Source organism: Nocardioides sp. Bht2, from assembly GCF_047308515.1.
Classification (GTDB): Bacteria; Actinomycetota; Actinomycetes; order Propionibacteriales; family Nocardioidaceae; genus Nocardioides.
Genome location: NZ_JBLBWI010000001.1, coordinates 489,505 through 513,243, shown reverse-complemented (window position 1 = coordinate 513,243; position 23,739 = coordinate 489,505). Strand labels below are relative to the sequence as shown.

19 protein-coding genes are annotated in these 23,739 nt (G+C 68.0%); 17 read left to right on the top strand and 2 right to left on the bottom strand.

Translation table 11 applies throughout. The features are described 5' to 3' along the window. Positions 1–186 precede the first annotated feature (186 nt). From fbaA to ACLM5J_RS02450, 11 genes are all read left to right on the top strand, one after another. On the top strand, positions 187–1,221 hold the full coding sequence (fbaA, locus tag ACLM5J_RS02500; protein WP_413654421.1) for a class II fructose-bisphosphate aldolase: 1,035 nt from the start codon (positions 187–189) through the stop codon (positions 1,219–1,221). A 144-nt stretch (positions 1,222–1,365) separates the two neighbouring features. Further along, on the top strand, positions 1,366–3,402 hold the full coding sequence (gene ftsH, locus ACLM5J_RS02495) for an ATP-dependent zinc metalloprotease FtsH (RefSeq protein WP_413654420.1): 2,037 nt from the start codon (positions 1,366–1,368) through the stop codon (positions 3,400–3,402). Then, positions 3,399–4,010, top strand: coding sequence for a GTP cyclohydrolase I FolE (folE, locus tag ACLM5J_RS02490; protein WP_413654419.1), 612 nt, complete (start codon positions 3,399–3,401; stop codon positions 4,008–4,010). Before ftsH ends, folE begins: the two co-directional genes overlap by 4 nt. A gap of 1 nt (position 4,011) precedes the next feature. Next, complete coding sequence (gene folP, locus ACLM5J_RS02485) at positions 4,012–4,869, top strand: dihydropteroate synthase (protein WP_413654418.1); 858 nt, start codon at positions 4,012–4,014, stop codon at positions 4,867–4,869. Next, positions 4,869–5,237, top strand: a complete 369-nt coding sequence (folB, locus tag ACLM5J_RS02480) for a dihydroneopterin aldolase (protein ID WP_413654417.1) — start codon at positions 4,869–4,871, stop codon at positions 5,235–5,237. Before folP ends, folB begins: the two co-directional genes overlap by 1 nt. Next, entirely contained in the window at positions 5,234–5,803 is a 570-nt protein-coding gene (gene folK, locus ACLM5J_RS02475; RefSeq protein ID WP_413654416.1) for a 2-amino-4-hydroxy-6-hydroxymethyldihydropteridine diphosphokinase, read from the top strand. The genes folB and folK overlap by 4 nt, the downstream gene beginning before the upstream one ends. Before the next feature lie 10 nt (positions 5,804–5,813). After that, complete coding sequence (locus ACLM5J_RS02470) at positions 5,814–6,293, top strand: DUF3180 domain-containing protein (protein ID WP_413654415.1); 480 nt, start codon at positions 5,814–5,816, stop codon at positions 6,291–6,293. Positions 6,294–6,363: 70 nt separating this feature from the next. Further along, the gene (locus tag ACLM5J_RS02465; protein WP_413654414.1) at positions 6,364–6,951 is read left to right on the top strand and encodes a hypothetical protein; all 588 of its coding nucleotides are present in this window, start codon (positions 6,364–6,366) and stop codon (positions 6,949–6,951) included. A gap of 1 nt (position 6,952) precedes the next feature. Then, a complete protein-coding gene (locus ACLM5J_RS02460) occupies positions 6,953–9,175 on the top strand; it encodes a CDP-glycerol glycerophosphotransferase family protein (RefSeq protein WP_413654413.1) in 2,223 nt (740 codons plus the stop codon). 66 nt (positions 9,176–9,241) lie between these two features. Continuing rightward, positions 9,242–10,240, top strand: a complete 999-nt coding sequence (gene rfbB, locus ACLM5J_RS02455; protein WP_413654412.1) for a dTDP-glucose 4,6-dehydratase — start codon at positions 9,242–9,244, stop codon at positions 10,238–10,240. Further along, entirely contained in the window at positions 10,240–11,664 is a 1,425-nt protein-coding gene (locus tag ACLM5J_RS02450) for a sugar nucleotide-binding protein (protein ID WP_413654411.1), read from the top strand. The genes rfbB and ACLM5J_RS02450 overlap by 1 nt, the downstream gene beginning before the upstream one ends. On the opposite strand, the gene rfbA is transcribed toward ACLM5J_RS02450, so the two are convergent. Beyond that, positions 11,612–12,481: a glucose-1-phosphate thymidylyltransferase RfbA gene (gene rfbA / locus ACLM5J_RS02445; protein WP_413654410.1), complete on the bottom strand. Its 870-nt coding sequence runs from the start codon at positions 12,479–12,481 to the stop codon at positions 11,612–11,614. The two genes, ACLM5J_RS02450 and rfbA, sit on opposite strands and share 53 nt — an antisense overlap. A gap of 121 nt (positions 12,482–12,602) precedes the next feature. Between rfbA and ACLM5J_RS02440 the strand changes: the two genes are divergently transcribed. The 4 genes from ACLM5J_RS02440 to ACLM5J_RS02425 all read left to right on the top strand — a co-directional run bounded on the left by ACLM5J_RS02440 (position 12,603) and on the right by ACLM5J_RS02425 (position 19,855). Beyond that, a complete protein-coding gene (locus ACLM5J_RS02440) occupies positions 12,603–16,112 on the top strand; it encodes a CDP-glycerol glycerophosphotransferase family protein (RefSeq protein ID WP_413654409.1) in 3,510 nt (1,169 codons plus the stop codon). 1 nt (position 16,113) lies between these two features. Further along, positions 16,114–18,222: an acyltransferase family protein gene (locus ACLM5J_RS02435; protein WP_413654408.1), complete on the top strand. Its 2,109-nt coding sequence runs from the start codon at positions 16,114–16,116 to the stop codon at positions 18,220–18,222. Between the two features lie 125 nt (positions 18,223–18,347). Further along, positions 18,348–18,971 (top strand): PIG-L deacetylase family protein, encoded by a 624-nt coding sequence (locus tag ACLM5J_RS02430; RefSeq protein ID WP_413654407.1) that lies wholly within the window; start codon positions 18,348–18,350, stop codon positions 18,969–18,971. Continuing rightward, complete coding sequence (locus ACLM5J_RS02425) at positions 18,968–19,855, top strand: hypothetical protein (RefSeq protein WP_413654406.1); 888 nt, start codon at positions 18,968–18,970, stop codon at positions 19,853–19,855. The genes ACLM5J_RS02430 and ACLM5J_RS02425 overlap by 4 nt, the downstream gene beginning before the upstream one ends. A 38-nt stretch (positions 19,856–19,893) precedes the next feature. Here ACLM5J_RS02425 and ACLM5J_RS02420 read toward each other — a convergent pair whose 3' ends face one another. Further along, the gene (locus ACLM5J_RS02420; protein ID WP_413654405.1) at positions 19,894–21,642 is read right to left on the bottom strand and encodes a glycosyltransferase family 4 protein; all 1,749 of its coding nucleotides are present in this window, start codon (positions 21,640–21,642) and stop codon (positions 19,894–19,896) included. Between ACLM5J_RS02420 and ACLM5J_RS02415 the strand changes: the two genes are divergently transcribed. Both ACLM5J_RS02415 and ACLM5J_RS02410 read left to right on the top strand, forming a co-directional pair. After that, positions 21,641–22,756 (top strand): DegT/DnrJ/EryC1/StrS family aminotransferase, encoded by a 1,116-nt coding sequence (locus ACLM5J_RS02415; protein ID WP_413654404.1) that lies wholly within the window; start codon positions 21,641–21,643, stop codon positions 22,754–22,756. The genes ACLM5J_RS02420 and ACLM5J_RS02415 overlap by 2 nt on opposite strands. Continuing rightward, complete coding sequence (locus ACLM5J_RS02410; RefSeq protein ID WP_413654403.1) at positions 22,753–23,739, top strand: Gfo/Idh/MocA family protein; 987 nt, start codon at positions 22,753–22,755, stop codon at positions 23,737–23,739. Before ACLM5J_RS02415 ends, ACLM5J_RS02410 begins: the two co-directional genes overlap by 4 nt.

The following is a 23,739-nucleotide window of genomic DNA, read 5'->3' as shown; positions in this document are numbered from 1 at the left end:
ATCGCCTCCGGGTTCGGTGGATTGATGCTCTCACCGGTAGATACGAGCTTCGGCGCCATTCGGTTGCCACGCCGCTCGATGTGACCTTGTGGCGGGTTCCGGGGCCTAAACCGCACGCTGAGGTCACAGTGAGGTGGCGGACCACTAGGCTGGGGCCGCTGTCTGCCGTGTCCTGAGGAGATTTTGATGCCCATCGCAACCCCCGAGCGTTACGCCGAGATGCTCGACGCTGCCAAGGCGAACGCGTTCGCCTACCCCGCCATCAACGTCTCCTCCTCGCAGACGCTGAACGCGGCGCTGCAGGGCTTCGCCGACGCCGGCTCCGACGGCATCATCCAGGTCTCCACCGGCGGCGCCGAGTACCTCTCCGGACCGTCGGTCAAGGACATGATCAGCGGTTCCGTGGCGTTCGCCGCCTACGCCGCCGAGGTCGCCAAGAACTACCCGGTGAACATCGCTCTGCACACCGACCACTGCCCCAAGGAGAAGCTGGACACCTTCGTCCGGCCGCTGCTCGCCATCTCGGCTGAGCGCGTCGCTCGGGGCGAGGCTCCGCTCTTCCAGTCGCACATGTGGGACGGCTCGGCGGTCGCCCTCGACGAGAACCTGCAGATCGCCGAGGAGCTGCTCGCTGCCTGCGCTGCGGCGAAGGTGATCCTGGAGATCGAGGTCGGCGTGGTCGGTGGCGAGGAGGACGGTGTCGTCGCCGAGATCGACGAGAAGCTCTACACGACTCCCGCCGACGCGTTGGCCACCGTGCGCGCTCTTGGTGCCGGTGAGCGTGGCCGCTACATGACCGCGCTGACCTTCGGCAACGTGCACGGTGTCTACAAGCCGGGCAACGTGAAGCTCCGCCCGCAGATCCTGCGCGATGCCCAGGACGCCGTCGTCGCCGAGCTCGGCCTGGCCGCCGGCAGCAAGCCGTTCGACCTGGTCTTCCACGGTGGCTCGGGTTCGACCGCTGAGGAGATCGCGGAGTCGGTCGACTTCGGCGTCGTGAAGATGAACATCGACACCGACACCCAGTACGCCTTCACCCGCCCCGCCGCGGCGCACATGTTCGCCAACTACGACGGCGTTCTGAAGGTCGACGGCGAGGTCGGCAACAAGAAGGCCTACGACCCCCGTGCCTGGGGCAAGGCTGCTGAGGCCGGGATGGCTGCCCGCATCGTCGAGGCCTGCCAGAACCTGCGCTCCGCAGGCACCACGCTCGGCGTCTGAGCCAGTGGCTGACGGGAGCGGCCCGCACGGCGCTCCCGGCCAGGTTCTGGTCGTCCCACAGGCTGCCGTTGCCGACCTCCTGTACCGTCATACAACACGAACGTCGCTGCTCAGGCCTGCCCTGAGCTGTCTCGAGAGAAGTCTGTGAAGCGCATATTCAAGGGTCCCTGGCTCTGGATCGTCATGGCCGTGGTGGGCGTTCTGCTCGCCCTGCAGTTCCTCGCGCCCGGCGGCGGGTGGGACGAGATCGAGACCTCGCAGATGGAGAAGTACATCTCCACCGGCCAGGTCAAGGACATCACCTTCATCGACAACGACCAGGAGATCCAGGCGACGCTCGACGACGACGTCGACCGCAGCGGTGGCCGGAAGGTCTCCACGCACTGGGTCGCCGGTCAGCAGAACGACCTGATCCGCGAGGTGCGTGAGCAGGTCGGCAAGGGCACCATCGAGAAGAGCAACTCCGAGAACCCGAAGCCCAGCTTCCTCGGTCAGCTCCTCGCGACCCTGCTGCCGTTCGCGCTGATCATCCTGCTCTTCATCTTCCTGATGAACAGCGTCCAGGGCGGTGGCGGCCGAGGCGTGATGCAGTTCGCCAAGTCCAAGGCGAAGCTGATCAACAAGGACATGCCGAAGAACACCTTCGCCGACGTCGCCGGTTGCGAAGAGGCGATCGAGGAACTCGGCGAGATCAAAGAGTTCCTCCAGGAGCCGGCAAAGTTCCAGGCCGTCGGTGCCAAGATCCCCAAGGGCGTTCTGCTCTACGGCCCGCCCGGAACCGGTAAGACCCTGCTCGCCCGTGCTGTCGCCGGCGAGGCAGGCGTCCCGTTCTACTCGATCTCCGGTTCGGACTTCGTGGAGATGTTCGTCGGTGTCGGTGCCTCGCGGGTCCGCGACCTCTTCGAGCAGGCCAAGGAGAACGCCCCCGCCATCGTCTTCATCGACGAGATCGACGCCGTCGGTCGGCACCGTGGTGCCGGTATGGGCGGCGGCCACGACGAGCGCGAGCAGACCCTCAACCAGCTCCTGGTCGAGATGGACGGCTTCGACGTCCGCGGCGGCGTCATCCTGATCGCCGCGACCAACCGTCCCGACGTGCTCGACCCCGCGCTGCTCCGTCCGGGCCGTTTCGACCGCCAGATCCAGGTCGACGCCCCGGACCTCAAGGGCCGCCACCAGATCCTCAAGGTGCACTCGCGCGGCAAGCCGATCGCGCCCGACATCGACCTGATGAGCGTGGCCCGTCGGACCCCCGGATTCACCGGTGCCGACCTCGCCAACGTGCTGAACGAGGCTGCCCTGCTCACCGCCCGTGAGGGTGGCAAGCAGATCGACAACCACGCTCTCGACGAGGCGATCGACCGCGTGATCGCCGGTCCTCAGCGCCGGACCCGGCTGATGAGCGAGCACGAGAAGCTGATGACCGCCTACCACGAGGGCGGCCACGCACTCGTCGCGGCGGCGCTGCCCGGAACCGACCCGGTGCACAAGGTGACGATCCTGCCGCGCGGTCGCGCGCTGGGCTACACGATGGTGCTGCCCGACGAGGACAAGTACTCCCAGACCCGTAGCGAGATGCTCGACAAGCTCGCCTACATGCTCGGCGGCATGGCCGCCGAGGCGTTGATCTTCCACGACGTCACCAGTGGCGCCGGCAACGACATCGAGAAGGCCACCAACCTGGCCCGCGCGATGGTCACCCAGTACGGCATGACCGAGCGTCTCGGTGCCGTGAAGTTGGGCGACAACAACTCCGAGCCCTTCCTGGGCCGCGACATGGGCCACCAGCGCAACTACTCCGAGGAGACCGCAGCCGCGGTCGACGACGAGGTCAAGAAGCTGCTCGGTACCGCGCACCAGGAGGCCTTCGACATCCTCGAGGAGAACCGCGACGTGCTCGACGCACTCGTGGTCGCCCTGATGGAGAAGGAGACCCTCGACAAGGCCCAGGTGGCCGAGGTCTTCGTGCCGCTGCGCCGCCGTCCGGTGCGCCCGGCCTGGACCGGTTCACCGACCCGGGTTCCGTCGGCGATCCCGCCGGTCAAGGTCCCTGCCTCCGCCAAGGCGGACGCCGCCGACGAAGCCGACCTGGCTGGCGAGGGTGGCGCCGTGATCACCCCGCCCGGTCCGGGTGGCGACCTGCACGGCGACCCGTCCACCGATACGGCGGGTCCGGCATGACGAATCAGATCACTCACGAGGTGGAGCCGCACAAGGTGCCCGAGTTCGACCATCCCCGCGCCGAAGCCGCAGTCCGCGAACTGCTCTACGCGATCGGTGAGGACCCCGACCGCGAAGGCCTGCTGGAGACCCCGGCCCGCGTCGCGCGCGCCTATGCCGAGCTGACGTCGGGGCTGCGGATGGCTCCTGAGGACGTGCTGACCACGACCTTCGACATCGGCCACGACGAGATGGTGCTGGTCCGCGACATCGAGCTCTGGTCGATGTGCGAACACCACCTGGTGCCGTTCACCGGCGTCGCCCACGTCGGCTACATCCCGGCCGAGTCCGGCAAGATCACGGGCCTTTCGAAGCTGGCCCGGTTGGTCGACGTCTACGCCAAGCGCCCGCAGGTCCAGGAACGGCTGACCACCCAGGTGGCGGACGCCCTGATGGAGATCCTGGAAGCCCGCGGGGTGATCGTGGTGATCGAGGCCGAGCACCTGTGCATGACCATGCGCGGTGTCCGCAAGGCCGGTGCCCGCACCATCACCTCGGCCGTGCGAGGAATCCTGCACAATCCGGCGACCCGCAGCGAGGCGATGTCGCTGATCAACTCCAGTCGGTGACATGAGCTCGCGAGCTTCCACCTTGGTTGCCGCGGATCTCGGCCGTCCACGGGTGATGGGCGTGGTCAACGTGACCCCCGACTCGTTCTCCGACGGCGGCCGCTTCATGGCCACCGACGCGGCGATCGCGCACGGTCTGGCGCTGCTCGACCTGGGCGCCGACCTGATCGACGTCGGTGGTGAGTCGACGCGCCCCGGTGCCACGCGACCGGTGGTCAGCGAAGAGCTCGACCGGGTGGTTCCGGTGATCGCCGCCCTGGCCGAGGCGGGTGCGGCGATCTCGGTCGACACCATGCGAGCCGAGGTGGCCCAAGCAGCCGTCGACGCCGGTGCCCTGGTCGTCAACGACGTCTCGGGTGGCCTGGCCGACCCGCGGATCCTGGACGTGGTGGCCTCGGCGGACGTCGCCTATGTGCTGATGCACTGGCGCGCGCACAGCACCGAGATGCAGGAGCACACCAGCTACGCCGCCGGCGTGGTCGCCGGCGTGCGCGCCGAGCTCTCGAGCCGGGTCGACGAGGCGTTGGCGCGTGGCGTGGACCCGACCCGACTGGTCCTCGACCCCGGCCTGGGCTTCTCGAAGACCTACGCCCAGAACTGGGATCTGGTCCGCCACCTGGACCAGGTCACGGTCGGCTCGCTGCCGATCCTGGTCGGCGCGAGCCGGAAGTCGTTCCTCGGTCACCTGCTCGCCGACGACGCCGGACCACGTCCCGTGCCTCAACGCGAGTTCGCGCACAACGCGTTGATCACGTTGCTGGCCCACCACGGGGTCTGGGGCCTACGGGTACACGATGTTCGGGCCTGCCGCGACGCGCTCGCGGTGGTCACGCAATGGCAGGACGGAACGGAGCCGTGATGGATGAACTGACCATCGTCGGCGTCGAGTGCTACGGGCACCACGGCGTCTTCGATTTCGAGCGACGCGAGGGCCAGACCTTCGTCGTCGACCTCACTCTCGGGCTCGACACCAGGCCTGCGGCGGCGAGCGATGCGCTGGCCGACACGGTCGACTACGGCACCTTGGTGCTCGCTGTCAAAGCGGCTGTCGAGAACGATCCGGTGGACCTGATCGAGACCCTGATCCAACGGGTTGCCGACGTCTGCCTGTTGGACCCTCGTGTTGAATGGACCCGGGTCACCCTGCACAAACCGGATGCGCCCATTGACGCGACTTTCTCGGATGTCGCGCTGACGATCACTCGGAAAAGGACGACTTCGCCATGACTGAGACACCCAACCCGCACATCATCGACGCCGACACCCTGACCGGTGAGATGCGTCCGATCCGCCGCTGCGTACTGGCCATCGGATCCAACCTGGGCGAACGGTTGACCAGTCTGCAAGGAGCGGTCGACGCTCTCGCCGACACTCCCGACGTCTGGGTCACCAGTGTTTCGCCGATCTACGAGACGGAGCCGGTGGGCTGCCCGCCCGACGCCGCCAACTTCCTCAACGCGGTGGTCCTGATCGACAGCACCCTGTCGGCAGCCACCCTGCTGGACCGCGCCCTCGCGATCGAGGACGCTTTCGGCCGCGAGCGCGACGGCACCACCAACGCGCCGCGCACCCTCGACGTCGACCTGATCGTGGTGGGTGACCGCCGCGCCAACGACGAGAACCTTCGGTTGCCGCACCCGCGGGCCAAGGAGCGTTCGTTCGTCCTGCGTCCGTGGCACGACCTGGAGCCGGACGCCACCTTGATCGACGCGGGCCCGATCGCCGATCTGCTGGAGGGCCTGGACCAGTCCGGCCTCAAGCTGCGAGACGACCTGAGCCTGCAGATCCAGTGACGGAACCCGCGTGAGCAAGGCCGAGCTCGGCCACGTCCGAGGGACCCGCCCCGGGCCGGTCGTCGTTCTCGGGGTGGTCGGTCTGATCGGGGGCTGGTCGCTGCGTCCGGTGACCCAATGGTTGGGCGGAAGTCCACCATTGGTCACCTGGGTGCAGGTCGGTGCGCTCTACTTCGTGGCCGCGGTTCTGGCGGTGACGGCGTGGCAGACACGACGTGCCGTCGCGCGTCCACTGGGCATGGAGCCCAACCGCGCGGTGAACCGGTTGGTGCTGGCGAAGGCCTGTGTCCTGGTCGGCGCCTTGGTCGCCGGCGGCTACGGCGGTTATGCACTCACCTGGATCGACAGCGAGGCGGCCTTGGCCGGGCAGCGCATCCTCCGCTCCGGCCTGGGGGCGCTGGCCGGACTGCTGGTGGTCGCGGCGGCGCTCGTCCTGGAGCGGGCCTGCCGGGTTCCCGAGGACGATGACGACGCTGCTGCGGCTAGGTGACCTGCGCCTCGTCGGCGCGGCGCGCGCGTCGGGTCCAGCTCTGCGGCTGATGCTGGCCTAGGGTTGTCTCATGGCCACCTCCAACGCTCGTCGCCGTCAGCGGAGCACCCGGATCACGGTTGCTGTCGCCCTTCTCGCGATCGCCACCCTCACTGTCGTCGGTGCCGCGGTCAGCGGCTCGACCGGTGCTGTGGTCGGTGCGGCCGTGGTCGCGCTGGTGCTGGGGGCCGCCTCCACCAAGATCATGCATTCGGAGCTGCTGGCCTCGCGCCAGGAAGCTGCCCGTGACCGCGCCGAGCAGGCCCAGGCCTACCGGGTCATGGAGGCCGAGCGGGTCAAAGAGAACCAGGCGTTCGCCCGGGCGATGACCGAGCGGATCGCCGAGCGCCAGCTGCTGATCAGCGACCTGGAGACCGAGCTCGCCTCGACCCAGCGCAAGGTCGCCGAGACCACCCTCAAGCTCGGTGCGGAGGCCCGTCGCGCGGTGCGCGCCGAGGCCGCGGTGCAGGAAGAGACCCGCCGCGCCGACGACGCCGACGAGCGTGCCGCCGAAGCGATCGTCCGGGTCGCCGAGCTGGAGCAGGACCTCGACGTCCTCCGTGCCGAGCTCGACGCCTGGCAGGCGATGGCCACCGAGCAGACCCGCCAGCGCGCCTGAGGTGTCGCTGCGGGGACGGCTCCGGGCGTGGTCGTCACGGCTAGCGCCGGGTTTCGACGCCCAGCAACTCGCCGCCGTCGACCGGTTCGGTGAGACTCCCGCAGTCGCCCACCTGCTGCCGCAGTGGCTGCCCCGCGCCCGTCGGCTCGGGCCGGTGGAGCTGCTGACCGAGGCCCGCGCCTTCCTGATCGACGGCGAACATGCCGCGGAGGCGGAGTTCTCCGCGCTCAGCGCACTGCTCGCCCAGGCACTGGCGAAGCTGACTTCACAGACCGCCGCCCAGGTCGCCGTCGACGACCGGGTCCGCGCCTGGCTCGCCGCGAACGGACGCCGCGAGGAGCTCGCCGACTTCGTCGTGGAGCGGGCCTACGTCGGCGACAACGTCGTGACCCATGTCGTGGGCGGACGGATCCTTGCCGACTACGGGCCACTGCACCCCGCTGGCCTCCCCGAGGCATTGGCGGAGTTCGCGGCGCAGCAGTCCCCGCTGGAGTTGCGGATCCGGCGCTGCCGACGGGTCGGCGACGAGGCCGAGATCGAGCTGATCGCCGTGGTCCGGGTGGTCGACTTCGCCACCACGCCGCCGGTCTTCACCCTGACCCGTGCCGGGAGCCCGGTGGAGTTCAGCACCCTGGGCGACCCTGCCGCCACCCGGTTCAGTGCCCGCCGCTTCCAGAGCCACGACGCCGGTTCGCTGCAACTCCGCCTCGACCTAGGCAGCGACGCCGACCTGGAGGTTCGGGTGGAGCTGGCCGGCCTGGTTCGCACCGCCCGGCTCTCCACCGAACGGGTCCGCGCCAGGCTGCCGAAGCCGGCGGTTCCCGGCGCGGCGACCGATGCCCGGGTGGTGGGGCGCGAGCTGATCATCGACGGCGCCGAGCTGACCTTGCCGTTGTGGCACGAGCCTTTCGGGCTGCCCGCCCGACCCCGCCCGACCGGGCCCGTCGAGCTGCCGCACGATGTCGAGGTGGCTGAGGAGTTCGCCGCGACGTTGCCCAGGACGCTGGCCACCGACGTTCAGCTGCTCGAGTTCGTCGCCGAGAAGGGGCGGCTCAAGGTCCGGCTCCTGCCGCCGTTGAGCGAGGACGAACGCGGCCGGTACCGGCAGCAGCAGTTGCAGCTGGTGGAGCCGCCGCTCGACCGCAACCACGTGCTCTTCTCCGCCTACGCGGGCAGTGGCGTCACCGACAGCCCGGCTGCGATCTTCGAGGAGCTCCGCCAGTCCCGGCTCGACCTGCGGTTCAGTTGGGCGGTCACCGACCACTCGGTGCCGGTGCCCGCGGGGGCCGAGGCGTTGATCGTGCACAGCCGGGCCTGGCACGAGGCCTGGGCGAGCGCGCACCTGGTGGTCACCAATGTCGAGGTGCAACGGAACTTCACGCCGCGGGCCGGACAGACCGTCGTGCAGACCTTCCACGGCTACCCGTCGAAGTCGATGGGCAAGGTGCTGTGGGAGTCGAAGAACTTCTCGCCGCGCAAGATCCAGTACCAGTTGGACCGGACCTCACGGGTCTGGAACGTGCTGCTCACCCCGCACCCGTCGATGGACCGGCACTACCGCGAGCAGTACGAGTTCGACGGCAGGATCCTCAACCAGGGCTACCCCCGCGACGATGCGCTCGTCGTCGGGGCGGAGGAGCGCCGCGCCGAGACCCGACGTCGGCTCGGCCTGCGCGACGACCAGATCGCCGTCCTCAACGCGCCGACCTGGCGCGACAACGCTGCCACCGACTTCCGGTCGGCGGCGCTCGCCGACCACCTCGACAACGAGCAGCTGATCGAGGCGCTGGGGGAGCGCTACGTGGTGCTGCAACGCGGACACCGATTCAACGTGGCCGGTACCAGCAGCAGCGGCGTGATCGACGTGACCGAGTACCCGGAGATCAACGACCTGATCCTGGCCGCCGACGTCGCCGTCCTCGACTACTCCTCGCTCCGCTTCGATTTCGCCGTCACCGGGAAACCGATGCTCTTCCTGGTGCCCGACCTGGCCGAGTACACCCAGGACGCCCGCGGCTTCCTCTACAGCTTCACCGAGAGCGCTCCGGGGCCGCTGCTGGCGACCACCGCCGAGGTGATCCGAGAGCTAGGCGACCTGCCGGCGTTGCGAGAGCGGCAACAGCCGGTGATCGACGCCTTCAACGCGCGCTTCAACGGCTTCCACGACGGTCAGGCCGCGGCCCGAGTGGTGGCCGCCCTCGAGGAGCTGCTCGGTCCACCCTGATCTTGTCGACGGGTACTCCACCGGTTTCTCGCGCTGAGCGGCCGTCGACCGTCTAAGGTCACGGGCATGGAGAGACTGTTGGTCACCGGTGGTGCCGGATTCATCGGCTCGAACTTCGTTCACCACCTGGTCGAACAGACCGATACCCGGGTGACGGTCCTCGACAAGATGACCTATGCGGCGAACGAGGCCTCCCTGGCCCCGGTGCTGGGCGACCGGGTCGAGCTGGTCGTCGGCGACGTCGCGGATCGCGCGTTGGTGGACCGGCTGGTCGGGACCCATGACGCCGTCGTCCACTTCGCTGCCGAGTCGCACAACGACAACTCGCTGCGAGACCCCGAGCCGTTCATCGCCACCAACGTGATCGGCACCTTCACCCTGCTCGAGTCCGTGCGTGCCGCAGGGGTCAGGTTCCACCACGTCTCCACCGATGAGGTGTACGGCGACCTCGAGCTGGACGACCCGGAACGGTTCACCGAAGAGACTCCGTACCGGCCGAGTAGCCCATACTCGGCGTCGAAGGCTGCCTCCGACCACCTGGTCCGCGCCTGGGTACGGAGCTTCGGGGTCCAGGCAACGCTGTCGAACTGCTCCAACAACTACGGTCCGTGGCAGCACGTGGAGAAGTTCATTCCGCGCCAGATCACCAACCTGATCGAGGGCCGCCGTCCGCGCCTCTACGGCGCCGGGCTCAACGTGCGGGACTGGATCCATGTCGACGACCACTCAGCGGCCGTCTGGCAGATCCTCAACGAGGGAAAGGTCGGCGAGACCTACCTGATCGGAGCCGACGGCGAGCAGAACAACCTGCAGGTTGTCCGCGCACTGCTGGCGCACTTCGGGCGGGCCGCGGACGACTTCGACCACGTTGTCGACCGGCCCGGGCACGACCTGCGCTACGCGATCGACGCCACCAAGCTCCGTACCGAGCTGGGCTGGAGCCCGCGGCACGGTGACTTCGCCGAGGGCCTCGCCCGCACCATCGAGTGGTACCGCGCCCATCAGGACTGGTGGGGGCCGATGAAGGCTGCCACCGAGGCCGCCTACGCCGCTCAGGGGCAGTGATGGCTCAGCCGCTCGGCGTGACCGAGACTCCGATCCCCGGACTGCTGATCGTCGACCTTCCGGTTCATGAGGACCCTCGTGGTTGGTTCAAGGAGAACTGGAACCGCGAGAAGATGCTGGCGTTGGGCCTGCCCGACTTCGGGCCGGTGCAGAACAACGTCTCGTTCAACACCCGTCGCGGCGTCGCCCGTGGCATCCACACCGAACCGTGGGACAAGTTGGTCTCCGTCGCCACCGGCCGGGTCTTCGCCGCCTGGGTGGATATGCGGGAGGGGGAGAGCTTCGGCACCGTCTTCACCGCCGAGATCGGTCCCGACCGGGCGGTCTTCGTGCCCCGCGGTGTCGGCAACTCGTACCAGACGCTGGAGGATGAGACCTCCTACGTCTACCTGGTCAACGACCATTGGCAGGCCGGCGTCTATCCGGCATTGGATCTTGCCGACCCGCAGCTCGGCATCTCCTGGCCGATCCCCCTTGCCGAGTGCGAACTCTCGGAGAAGGACCGGGTGGAGAACCCGGCGCTCGCAGAGATCTCACCGATCCCGCACCGGACCACCCTGATCCTCGGTGCCGACGGTCAGCTCGGGCGCGCCCTACGGGCTTTGCTGCCCGACGCCGTCACCTTCACCCAGGCGGACGGTGATCTGAGCAGTACTGAGGTGCTGGCCGGGATCGACTGGCGCCGTCATGACGTAGTCATCAATGCGGCCGCGTACACCGCTGTGGACGCCGCCGAGACGGCTGAGGGCGGGCCCGTCTGCTGGGCGGTGAATGCGCACCTGCCGGCCGCCTTGGCGGTGCTCGCCCGCGAGCATGGGTTCACCCTCGTGCACTACTCCAGCGACTACGTCTTCGACGGCGTGCGCTCCAGCCACGATGAAGCGGAGACGTTCGCCCCGCTCGGTGTCTACGGATCGGCGAAGGCGGCCGGCGATCTCGCCGTCGGCTCGGTGCCGCACCACTACCTGCTCCGGACCTCCTGGGTCGTCGGCGAGGGCGCGAACTTCGTGGCCACGATGGCGAAACTGGCTCTCGACGGCGTCTCGCCCTCGGTGGTCGACGACCAGATCGGGCGGCTCACCTTCGCCGACGAACTCGCGAAGGCCACCCTCCACCTGCTGCAGAACCGCGCAGCGTGGGGAACCTACAACGTCACCAACGCCGGGGCTCCGATGAGTTGGGCACAGATCGCTGCCGCCATCTTCGCCCAGCTCGGCCGCGAGGCCGCAGACGTCGCACCGATCAGCACCGAGGAGTACGCGCGCGGGCGGGCTTCAGCACGACGCCCTGCCTACAGCACCTTGGAGTTGGCGAAGCTGACGGACGCCGGGTTCGTCCCTGAGGACCAGTTGGTCGCTCTGGAACGGTTCGTCAGCGACCTTCGGCCAGCAGTGACAGTAGGTACCGGCCGTAGCCGCTCTTGAGCTGGGCCTCGGCGCGCTCGGTGAGTAGCGCGTCGTCGATGTAGCCCAGCCGCCAGCCGATCTCCTCGGGGCAACCGATCTTGGTGCCCTGGCGAGCCTCGATCGCCCTGACGTAGTTACCGGCCTCGTTCAGGTCGTCGAAGGTGCCGGTGTCGAGCCAGGCGGAGCCGCGGGGGAGGACCTCGACGTGGAGTCGGCCCTCCTCGAGGTAGCTCCGGTTGAGGTCGGTGATCTCCAGCTCGCCGCGCGGCGAAGGCTCCAGCTTCCGGGCGCGCGCCACCACCGAGTTGTCGTAGAAGTAGAGGCCCGGGACGGCATAGAAGCTGCGGGGCTCGGCCGGCTTCTCCTCCAGCGAGATGGCGATCCCGTCGTCGTCGAACTCGACGACACCGTAGGCGGTGGGGTCGGCCACCCGGTAGCCGAAGACCGCAGCTCCATCGAGGTCGGCGAACCGGTTGAGGCGGGTACCGAGGCTAGCGCCGTGGAAGAGGTTGTCGCCGAGGATCAGCGCGCAGTGGTCGTCGCCGATGTGCTCCTCGCCGATCAGGAACGCCTGAGCGATGCCGGCCGGTGTCGGCTGAGTGGCATAGGTGAGGTTGATCCCGAACTGGCTGCCGTCGCCCAAGAGCCGACGGAAGAAGTCGGACTCGTGGGGCGTGGAGATCACCAGGATGTCGCGGATGCCGGCCAGCATCAACGTGGAGAGCGGGTAGTAGACCATCGGCTTGTCGTAGAGCGGCAGTAGCTGCTTGCTCACGCCGAGAGTGATCGGGTGCAACCGCGAACCGGTCCCGCCGGCCAGGATGATGCCTCGCATGGCGCGAGTCTAGGGACGGGGGCGGCCCCGGAGGCGAGAATCCGTGAACTCGCTCCGAGCTGGGCTTGCGCATCCTCGGGTAGCGCTTCGGCGAGCGGGGCCGCATGGCATGATTTCGCGCATGTCTGTGACCTCGAGGATCCGCCACTCACTGGTCACCACCGCGGCTCGTGGCCGCCGATTCACGCTCCGTACCCGCGTCGGACGTCGTCTGATCACCCCGGAGATCTCGGTGATCATCCCGTTCTACAACGTGGAGCAGTACTTCGAGGAGTGCCTCGACAGCATCCGCGACGGTGGCGTCGCGAACATCGAGGTGATCCTCGTCGACGACGGATCGCCGGATGGTTCTCGCCTGATCGCGGAGCGGTTCGTGGCCCGGGACCATCGCTTCCGACTGATCATCCAGGAGAACGCCGGCCTGGGCGCGGCGCGTAACACCGGCGTCCGCGCCGCCCGGGGGCGCTACCTCACCTTCGTCGACTCCGACGACCTGTTGGCGCCCGGCGCGCTGCGCGAACTGTTGACCGCGGCCGAGTCGAGTGGTTCGCAGATCGTGGTCGGCGCCGTGGAGCGTTTCACCGCAGCCCGGCGTTGGCGGGCGTCATGGGTCCGCGACGTACACAAGGTGCCGCTGCGCGCGGTCCGGGTGGAGAAGAACCTCCCGATCCTGCGCAACCTGTACACCTGGAACAAGCTGTACCGCCGCGACTTCTTCGACAGTCAGGGCCTCTGGTTCCGCGAAGGTGTCTCGTATGAGGACCAACCGATCGTCACCCAGTTGCTACTCGCAGCCGACGCCGTCGACGTCCTGCCCAGCGTCGTCTACCGGTACCGGGCTCGTGACGACGGTTCCTCGATCTCGCAGCAGACCAGCACGTTGAAGGATCTCCGCGACCGGGTCTCGGCCTGGCGGGAGACCGAGGTGGCGCTGCGCGATCAGTCGGCCGCCGTCAAGGAGGCATGGTTCCAGACCCTCTTCGACGCGCACTTCATCTGGTACGTGACCAGCGACGGCACCGCCGACGACGAGTACTGGAGCATCCTGCGCGCGGTTGTGGTGGAGCTGACCGACAAGGCACCGGCGGCGGTCTGGGACCGGGCTCCGGCCCCGAGCCGGGTGCTGCTTGAGCTGGTCCGTCAAGACCGACGCGACGCCGTCCAGGAGTTCGCCCGGCAGAGCGCCCACGTGCGGAACTTCCTCTTCGACTCCGAGCTGACGGCTGCCGGCATCGACCTCCAGCTCCCGTTCCGGGACGACGCGGACCTCGACCCGGAGCTCTTCTTGATCCGACCCGAGCAGATGACGCTCGGACATCGTTTGGATCAGTTCCGCCAGATCGGCGACGAGATCCAGGTCGCGGGCTGGGCCTATGTGCTCAAGGTGGATCTCGCCCGGCATGACGAGCAGATCGAGTTGGTCCTGGTCGACGACCGTGGCACCGAGACCGCGGTGGAGACCAGCCAGGATCCGGATTTCTGCCAGCGCCACGATCTGTTGCCTCCCGACGTCGACGACTGGTGTGACTACCGCCCCGGCCGCTTCACCGCCCTGGTCCCGGCCGCGATGCTGGCCGGCAGCGACTGGCAGCTCAAGCTGCGGGTTCGCGTGGGTGGACACGTTGTCGAGGACCTGATCACCAAGGCGCTGCGCCGCGGCCCGCTGGGTGCGCCGCCGGCGGTGGCACTGCCCGACGGTGAGCGTCTTGTGCTGACGGCACGAGCCGGTCACCCGGTGATGTTGCGACGGCTTCCGTCGGCGGTCCGGGTCGAGGGAGCTGTGGTTCGCGACCGGGTGTTGAGCGGACGGTTGGCGGACGGCGCGGCGCAGGTCGACTACATCGAGGCAGCGGTCGACACCTTCGCGGTGCGCGGCCGGGTCGCGGCGGACCGGAGCTTCGAGATCACGTTGCCGGTGCCGCCCCAGTTGTCGGACGCCGCGCCGAGCCAGCGGTGGACGTTGAGCGCCTCCACGGGCGCACCGGTCGTGGGGGAGACCCCCGTGACGCAGCACGGTGTGGTCCGGCTCGACCGCGACCGTCGGCTGGCACTGGGCGTCGTGGACCAGCTCCGCGGGGTCGAGTTCGACGAGGTGACGAGCTCCGGCGAGGGCACGCTCACGCTCGCCGGGCACGCCTTCGGAGTAGACGTCACGCAGGTCCGGGCGACGTTGGTCAATGCGCAGACCCGTACCCGCAGCCACGCCGCGGGCGTCGTGGACTCGGCGTTCCGGCTCGATCTCCCGTTGACGCACGAGGTCTTCCGGTTCGGCGACCTTCCGCTTCCGGTCGGCGCCCACCGCGTCCAGGTCGAGGTCAACGTCGGCGGGCGCTGGCGTGAGATCGCTGCGGTGAACGCCCACGCTCTCCTCGAAGAGCTGCCGATCGTGCTCGACGTCCCCACGGTGCGTGGCTCGGTGGGCCGCGGCGGTCGTGAGGCTCTCGACGTCCAGATCAATCGGCCTACCGGCACGGGCAGTACCCGGCAGAGCCAGGCGGCGTTGGTCCGCCAGGCGGAGAGCCAGCGCGGCAAGGCGACGACGCGCGGCATCCTGTTCCGTTCGTACTTCGGGGAGAAGGCGACCGACAACGGGGTGGCGATCCAGGCCGAGTTGGCCCGCCGCGGCTCGGATCTCCCGGTCTACTGGGCGGTCCAGGACCATTCGACGCCGGTACCCAGCGGCGCGATCCCGGTCGTGGTCAACACTCCGGAGTGGTTCGAGCTGCTCGGCTCGGTCACCTACTACGTCGACAACATGTACCAGCCGACCTACCACCACAAGCCTGAGGGCCAGGTGCTGGTGCAGACCTTCCACGGCTACCCGTTCAAGCAGATGGGTCTGCCGCACTGGCGTCACCAGCACTTCTCCCAGTCGCTGATCGACTCCTACGCCCGGCGCTCTGCCGAATGGGACTACCTCGTCTCGCCGGCGCGGTACGCAACTCCCTTGCTCACCAGGGACTTCGGCTACGACGGGCCGGTGCTGGAGATCGGCTATCCGCGTAACGACGTGCTCTTCGCGCAGGACCGGGACCAGGTCCGTGAGGCGACCCGCGAGTCGCTGGGGCTGCGCCCCGGCCAGCGGGCCGTGCTCTACGCGCCGACGTTCCGGGACTATCTCGCCCGCAACAACAACGAAGCGGTGATGTCGGACTTCCTCGACTTCGACCTGATCCGTCGGGAGTTGGGCGACGACACCGTGGTGTTGCTGCGTGGCCACGCGTTCAACGCACGGACCGGGCAGCGCACCGGCAGCATGGCCGGGATGATCGACGTCACCGACTATCCGGAGGTCTCCGACCTCTACCTGGCTGCCGACGTCTGCATCGCCGACTACTCCTCGCTCCGCTTCGACTTCGGTGTCACCGGCAAGCCGATGATCTTCCTGGTCCCCGACCTGCAGCGGTACGTCGACTCGCGGGGCTGGCTCTTCGACTTCGAGCCCACCGCGCCGGGGCCGCTGGTCTCCACGACCGACGAGGTCGTGCACCACCTGCGGAACCTCGATGCGATGGTGGCTGAGTATGCCGACGCCTACGCGCAGTTCCGCGCCGATTTCCTCGACCTGGAGGACGGTCACGCGGCCCAACGGTTCGTCGACGCAGTGATCGCACCACGCGGTGACCTCTGAGGTGAGCGAGCACTCTGCCGGGCCGCGGAACGACTTCCGGCCCGATATCCAAGGGCTGCGCGCCATCGCGGTACTGCTGGTCGTCGTCTACCACCTGTGGCCGAATCGGCTCTCGGGCGGCTTCGTCGGTGTCGACGTCTTCTTCGTCGTCTCGGGTTACCTGATCACCCGGCATCTTGCGGAGGACGTCGAGCGCCAAGGCCGGGTCCGGCTGCTGCGGTTCTGGGCCCGTCGTGCTCGACGCCTGCTGCCGGCGTCGTTGATGGTGCTGGTGGTCTCGTTGGCGGCGGCTTGGGCCTGGTTGCCGCAGACGGTCTGGGAACGGACCGCCGAGCAGGTGGGTGCGAGCGCGCTCTACGTGCTGAACTGGAAGCTGGCCGCTGACGCCGTCGACTACTCGGCGCTCAACGCGGAGGCCACCGTCGCCCAGCACTACTGGTCGCTCTCGGTCGAGGAGCAGTTCTACCTGGCCTGGCCGCTGCTGATCGCGGCGCTGTTGCTGATCGGCCGCCTGGTGGCGGGTCGCAACAACGCGTTGCCCGTGCGGCGGCTGATCGGTGCCGGCCTGGCCCTCACCGTCGTCGCCTCGCTGTGGTGGTCGATCCAACAGACCGCCCAGGACCAGGCAGTCGCCTACTTCGTCACCCCGACCCGGGTCTGGGAGTTCGCCCTCGGCGGTCTGCTCGGCCTGATCTGGCACCGGTATCTGGTCCCCGAGAAGCTCGGTCCGGTGCTGGCGTGGCTCGGACTGGTGGCGATCGGCTGGTCGGCGTTGGTCTTCGACGGCGCCTCCGCGTTCCCCGGCTGGATCGCCTTGGTCCCTGTGCTCGGCACCGTTGCCGTGCTTGCGGGCGGTGCTTCGTCGGCACCGTGGGGGCCGCGCTGGTTGACCTGGCGCCCGAGCGTCTTCGTCGGCACGATCTCCTACTCCACTTACCTGTGGCACTGGCCGCTGATCGTGGTGGCGCCCTACGCCCTGGACCGGCCGATGAGTTCGACGATCGGTGTGGGCATCCTGGTGGCTTCGCTGCTGCTGGCCTGGCTGACCACAAGATTCATCGAGGACCCGCTCCGTCTCGGCCCGTTGCTCCGTCCGACCGGTGCATCGCTCGGCCTTGCGGCGGTGGCGATGGCCGTGGTGATCGCCGCCAGTTCGGCGTTGGTCGCGCTGATCCCCGACGACGGTCCCGCCATCGCTCTCCCCTCGACGACGTCGAGTTGCGTGGGGCCTGGCGCGCTGGACCCGGCCAACGGGTGTGACTCGGTACTGGGCGGTAAGCCCCGCCCGGGGCCGGTTCAGGTCGCCAAGCAGAACAAGGACGTCGCCTACCCGGGTTGCCAGGCGTCCTTCGCAGGCTCGGAGTTGGTCTCCTGCGATCTGGGGGCGGCGCCCGAAGAGGCGACCCGCACGGTCGCCCTGGTCGGCGACTCCCACGCCACCTCCTGGATGCCGGCCCTGGACACGCTCGGCAAGAAGCACGGTTGGATCGTCCGCACCTACACGAAATCGTCGTGCCCGCCGACCTTGGCGCAGCGATCGGTGGAGGGGGAGACGGACAAGACTGCGCAGCCGGACTGCGCGAAGTGGATCCGTAAGGTCAGCGACGCCATCGTCGACGACCCTCAGGTGTCTATGGTGTTCGCGGCCTCCTATTCGACCGCTTACACCTTCGCAGCTCCCGAGAATGAACCGATGGAGGATCCCGCTGTGGACGGCTACGCCGCGTTGTGGCAGCGCTGGTTGGACGCTGATCGTCGGGTGGCCGCGTTCGGCGACGTTCCGCGCACCAATGGTGGTGTTGTGCCCAGCTGCCTGATCGAGACCGACGACGCGATGGATTGCGCGGTCCCGGTGCGCAGGGCGATGCCCAAGAACCGCGCGATCACCAAGGCTGCCGAGCTGATGGCAACCAAGGGCGTCGCGCCGATCCTGCTCCGCGACCAGTTCTGCGATGACCAGTGGTGCTACCCAGTTGTCGGTTCGGTCATCGTTTACCGCGACTACTCGCACCTTAGCCGTGAGTACGCGACGGCGCTGGTCCCGTTCATCGAGGACCGTCTGCCAGTGGCGATCACTGCCGTCGGACGTCCGGCGGCACCAACGAACTAACGGCTCGGCCGTCTTAGTAAAGTGCTGCGGAGTGATCGCGTCGTCCGAGATGCCGAAGGACGTGATCCGGACGAGAGGATCGAGGAGCCCACGTGGCAGACCAGATGACCAGCAGATTTTCACGGGTGCTTGCGATCGGGGCTCACACCGACGACGTCGAGTTGTCCTGCGGTGCAACGTTGAGCAGGATGAAGCGCCAGGGAGCTCGGGTCTTCGTGGCTGCGCTCTCGCGGGCCGAGGCTAGCCTTCCGCCCGGTGTCCCGGTGGATGAGCTCGAACGTGAGTTCCGCAGTGCGATGGCGCTGCTCGGCGCTGATGATCTGCACGTCGGCGGGTTCCCGGTGCGGAATCTCGCGGAGCACCGTCAGGCTGTCCTCGACGAGTTGATCACGCTTCGACGACGTTTCGAGCCGGATCTGGTTCTCACGATGAACAGTGCCGACACCCATCAGGATCACGCGGTTGTCCACCAGGAGTCGCTGCGTGCGTTCCGCGGTGTCACGATGCTGGGCTATGAGCTTCCCTGGAATCAGCGCACCAGCGCCAACGACATCTTTGTCGAGGTCAGCCCGCAGGATCTCGAACGTAAGGTTGAGATGGTGGCCGAGTACAACACCCAAGCGCAGTTGCGTCGAAACTATGCCGCGCCCGAGGCGGTTCGTGCGGCTGCCGTCTTCCGCGGGGTTCAGGGACGTCTTCCTCTGGCTGAGATGTTCGAGTGCATCAGTGTCGTTTGGAGAGAACTGTGACGACGACCATCAACGAGATCCAGCGTTCCCTGGGTGTCGAGGAAAGGGGCACGCTTGAGGTGGATGGTGTCTCGACGCTGAGCGCCCCACGTCCACGTACGTTGTCCTTCGTGAACACCTGGACGCCGGAGGTGGCGGCGGTGGTCGAGGCGAATGATGCCACGGTGTTCCTCGTCCCATCGACGGTCGTAGACCCTGGGCCGAACTGTGTCCCCGTCGAGCGTCCGCGCCTCGCCTACGCACAGGTTCTGCGAGATGTTCTGTCCGCTGAATCGGCTGCGGAGATCGCGCCGACCGCTTTCGTGGACCCGGACGCAACCATCGGCAAAGGCGTGAGCATCGGGCACTTTGCTGTGGTCGAGGCCGGCGTCATTGTGGGGGATGGCGCGCGGATCGATCACCATGTAGTGCTGAAGTCTGGAGTGGCGGTGGGCGACCGGACCAGGATCGGCAGCCACACCAGTATCGGTGGTCCTGGATTCGGTTTCGAGGTCGACGACGCAGGTACCCCGATTCGGATCGGCCACCGTGGCGGCGTGGCAATCGGCGCTGACGTGGAGATCGGCCATCACTGCTCGATCGCACAAGGAACCATCGAACCCACCCGCATCGCCGACCACGTGAAGATTGATGACTGCGTTTTTATCGCACACAATGTCGAGGTCGGTGAAGCCAGTTTCGTGATTGCGTGCTCGGCTGTGTCCGGCAGTGTGCGGATCGGCGCTCGCGCTTGGATCTCCCCGGCCGCAGCGATCATCAACAAAGTCGCTATCGGTGATGACGCGCTCGTCGGTATTGGTGCCGTGGTTGTGCGCGACGTCGACGAGAACACGGTCGTCGCCGGGGTGCCGGCCAAGCCGCGAGGGCAGCGGCACCCGCGTTGACCGGCTTCCCTCCGCGGAGCGTGGCCTGAACAGCTTTCTCAGCTGTTGGTGTCACGCTCCAGGCGGATCTCCGTCATCAGTGCCTCGTAGACGCCGTCGAGGATCTCGGCTTGGCGTTCCCAGGTCCACGACGCGAGCAGGGCCTCATCTTGGTAAGCCTTACGGTAAGCCTCGGGTGCCGCGAGCACCTTGTTGACGGCTCGCACGTAATCAGCGGTGTCCTCTGCCTTGAAGACTTCGCCTTGACCGGTCTCCGTGACCATGTCTGCCATCGCCTTGAGGTTGCTCGTGACGATCGGGAGGCGGGCATGCGAGTACTCGAAGAACTTCGTGCCCAGCGAGATCTCGTGATTCAGCCACTTGTGCGCGGGAATGATCCCGACCGTTGCACTACTGAGGAAAGGCACGATCTCCTCAACCGGAACATACGGAAGTACGTGGAGGCGATCGCCAACGCCGAGCCTATGCGCTAGCTCGATCACCTCCTGCACGTAGTTGTTCGGGGGAAGGTTGACGACGAGCGCGGCGTGGACACCCGGAAGGAGGGGGAGAGCCTCGATCATCGTGGTGAGACCGCGTTGGGGAGCAGCGGCGCCGGAATAGACCAGAAGCGGAACGTCGGGGCCAAGGCCACAGCTGGTGCGGATGTCAGCGCTGCTGGTGAGGGTTGCGTCTGTCGCCGTCAGCGGCGCGTTCAACACCACTGTCGGGCTGACTTTCAAACCGTGTTCAGCGACGAGTAGCTCGGCCAGCGGTTCAGTGACGGTGACCACAGCGTCGGCGGCCGGCGCGTACTCGCGCTCATGCAGGATCTGGGCGGTGTGCCAGTGAGGGTGCGCACTCCACGGCTTGAGCCCCGGAAGGAACTCATGGGCGTCCCACACCAACTTGACCGGACGGCCCGCGGCCCGCGCTCGCCACATGGCTCGAGCGCCGACGCCCAGCATTCGGAAGTCGTTGGCGTGGATGATGTCGGGCTTCAGGCGATCGATCACCGGGCCGAAGGTGGTCTCGAACTCCAGCAGGTGAGGGTCGAACTTGCGCCAAGCCCGTACGCCTAGGAGTCGTTTCGTGACCGACGTCGAGAAACGGTCGATCGGGCTCTCGAGAGTACGGCGGTTCATGGCGACCTGTTCGGTAGCTTCGGCCCGACGGAGCGCCCATCTCCGGCGAGCCTTCTGCCACTTGAGGTCCGCGCGCCTCAGCGCACGGGAAGTCGTGGTGCCTTCGACCGACGCCTGGGCCAGACGGGCGTGCGCATCGGCGACCCGAGCTTGGGCCTCGGTGCGACGAAACTCGGCAAGCCGCGGGAGTCGGTAGGCGAGGGGGTGGCGAAGGTAGCCGGGACGGTTCTCTCGGGGTCGTCGACCGAGGTCATTGTCGTATTCGAGGAGTCGGACCTGCGCATCCCCGATACGCCACCGGCTCTTCCTCTTCTTTGCGCGGCCCAGGAGGTAAACCTCCCACCCCGCGGCGGCTGCGGATCGAGCCTGCTTCTGAACACGAGAGTCACCGATCACCGCGTTGTCGACGAGCATGATGATCCGCCCGCGGGTTTGCGTAGTCGACATCGGGTTTGATGGTCCTTCCGGAGGGTCTGAGTCGTTGTCGACGATACCGGCGGTGGCGCAGGGATCATGCACACGGCTCCGTGGATAGCCGTAGCGAGGTGACTTCCGACGCAGCTTCGGTCGATCTGGCCGGGTGGCGGTTGCCGGAATGAAGCGATTATCTGAGACGATCGCAGCGCGCGACGGCGCGTTTGTACCAACGAGAGGTGAGTTCATGGCTCAGGAATCGGTCCAGCCGATCCCCGCTGCCCGACCGGTCATCGACGAGAGCGACATCGAGGCTGTCGTCCGGGTGATGCGCTCCGGGATGGTCGTCCAGGGGCCTGAGGTCAAGGCGTTCGAGGACGAGTTCAGCGCCGTCAGCGCCTCGGCACACTGTGTCGCCGTCAACTCGGGCACTTCGGCGCTGCACATGACGTTGCTCGCGCTCGGCCTCGGACCGGGCGACGAGGTCATCGTGCCGTCGTTCTCCTTCGCCGCCACCGCGAACGCGGTGCGTCTGGTCGGAGCTGAGCCGGTCTTCGTCGACATCGATCCCGACACGTACAACCTCGACCCGGCCGCCGTCGCAGCCGCGGTCGGCCCGCGTACCGCCGCGATCATGCCGGTCCACCTCTACGGCCTCCCGGCGAATCTGCCGGCGCTGGTCGAGATCGCCGAGAAGTCCGGGCTGGCCCTTGTCGAGGACGCCGCGCAGGCGCACGCCGCCGCGATCGGCGACCGTCCGGTCGGCGCCTGGGGCAAGGGTGGTTGCTTCAGCTTCTACCCGACCAAGAACATGCACTCGCTCGAGGGCGGCATGGTCTCCACCGACGACGCCGAACTGGCCCGCACCCTGCGGCTGCTGCGCAACCAGGGCATGGAGCAGCGCTACGCCAACGAGATCGTCGGCGCCAACGTCCGCCTCACCGACGTCGCTGCCGCCGTCGGCCGCAACCAGCTCACCCGGCTGGGCGAGTGGACCGAGCGTCGGATCTCCAACGCGGCGCGGCTCACCGCTGGCCTCAAGGGCGTGACGACCCCGGTCGTCCCCGACGGCTACCGCCACGTCTACCACCAGTACACGATCCGCGTCCCCGAGCACCGCGACGCCCTCCAGGCCGCGCTCACCGAGCGCGGCATCGGCTCGGCCACCTACTACCCGACGCCGATCCACCGGCTCCGCCCGTTCCTGGCTGCCGACGGCAACCCGGACCCGCGGTGGGAGCTGCCGGAGACTGAGCGAGCAGCCGCCGAGGCGCTCTCGCTCCCGGTCTTCCCGACCCTCACCGACGCCGAGCTCGACCGGATCATCGAGGCCGTCAACGAGTCGATCGAGGCGCTGGCATGACGCGCCTGCGGGCCGGCCTGATCGGCATGGGCGCGATGGGTCGCAACCACTTCCGGGTGCTCGGCACGTTGGAGAACGTCGACCTCGTCGGCGTCGTCGACCCGGCGCTCGGGACTGCGGAGCATGCCGGCGTGCCGGTCCACGCCGAGCTGGAGCAGTTGCTCGCGGCCGGGGTGGACTACGTCACCGTCGCCTGCCCGACCTTCCTGCACGAGCAGGTCGGGCTGCAGTTGGCCGAGGCCGGCGTGCACGCCCTGATCGAGAAGCCGTTGGCCGCCACCAGCAAGGGAGCCCGCGCGGTGCGCGACGCCTTCGCGGAGCGTGGCCTGGTCGGTGGCGTCGGCCACATCGAGCGCTACAACCCGGCGCTGCAGAGCCTGCGCGAGCGGCTCGCGGCCGGCGACCTCGGCGAGGTCTACCAGGTCGTCACCCGGCGCCAGGGACCGTTCCCGGCCCGGATCGCGGACGTCGGGGTGGTCAAGGACCTCGCCACCCACGACATCGACCTCACCGCCTGGGTGACCGGACGTGACTACGTCAGTGTCGCGGCGCAGACCGCGCGGCGCAGTGGCCGTGAGCACGAGGACATGGTCGCGGTCACCGCTGAGTTGAGCGACGGCGTCATCGCCTCGCACCTGGTCAACTGGCTCAGCCCGCAGAAGGAGCGCACCACCGTCGTGACCGGCGAACGGGGCGCCCTGATCGCCGACACCCTGACCGCGGACCTCACCTTCCACGCGAACGGCGCGATCCCGCTGGAGTGGGAGTCGCAGCGCAACTTCCGTGGCGTCGCCGAGGGTGACGTCACCCGCTACGCCCTGGCCCGCCGCGAGCCCCTCCTAGTCGAGCACGAGAAGTTCCGCGACGCAGTACTGAGCGGCGACACCAACCAGATCGTCGACCTCGACCAAGGGGTGCGGATCGTCGAGGTCTCCGAAGCGATCCTGGAATCAGCAGCCAACAACGCGACGGTGAAGCTCTAG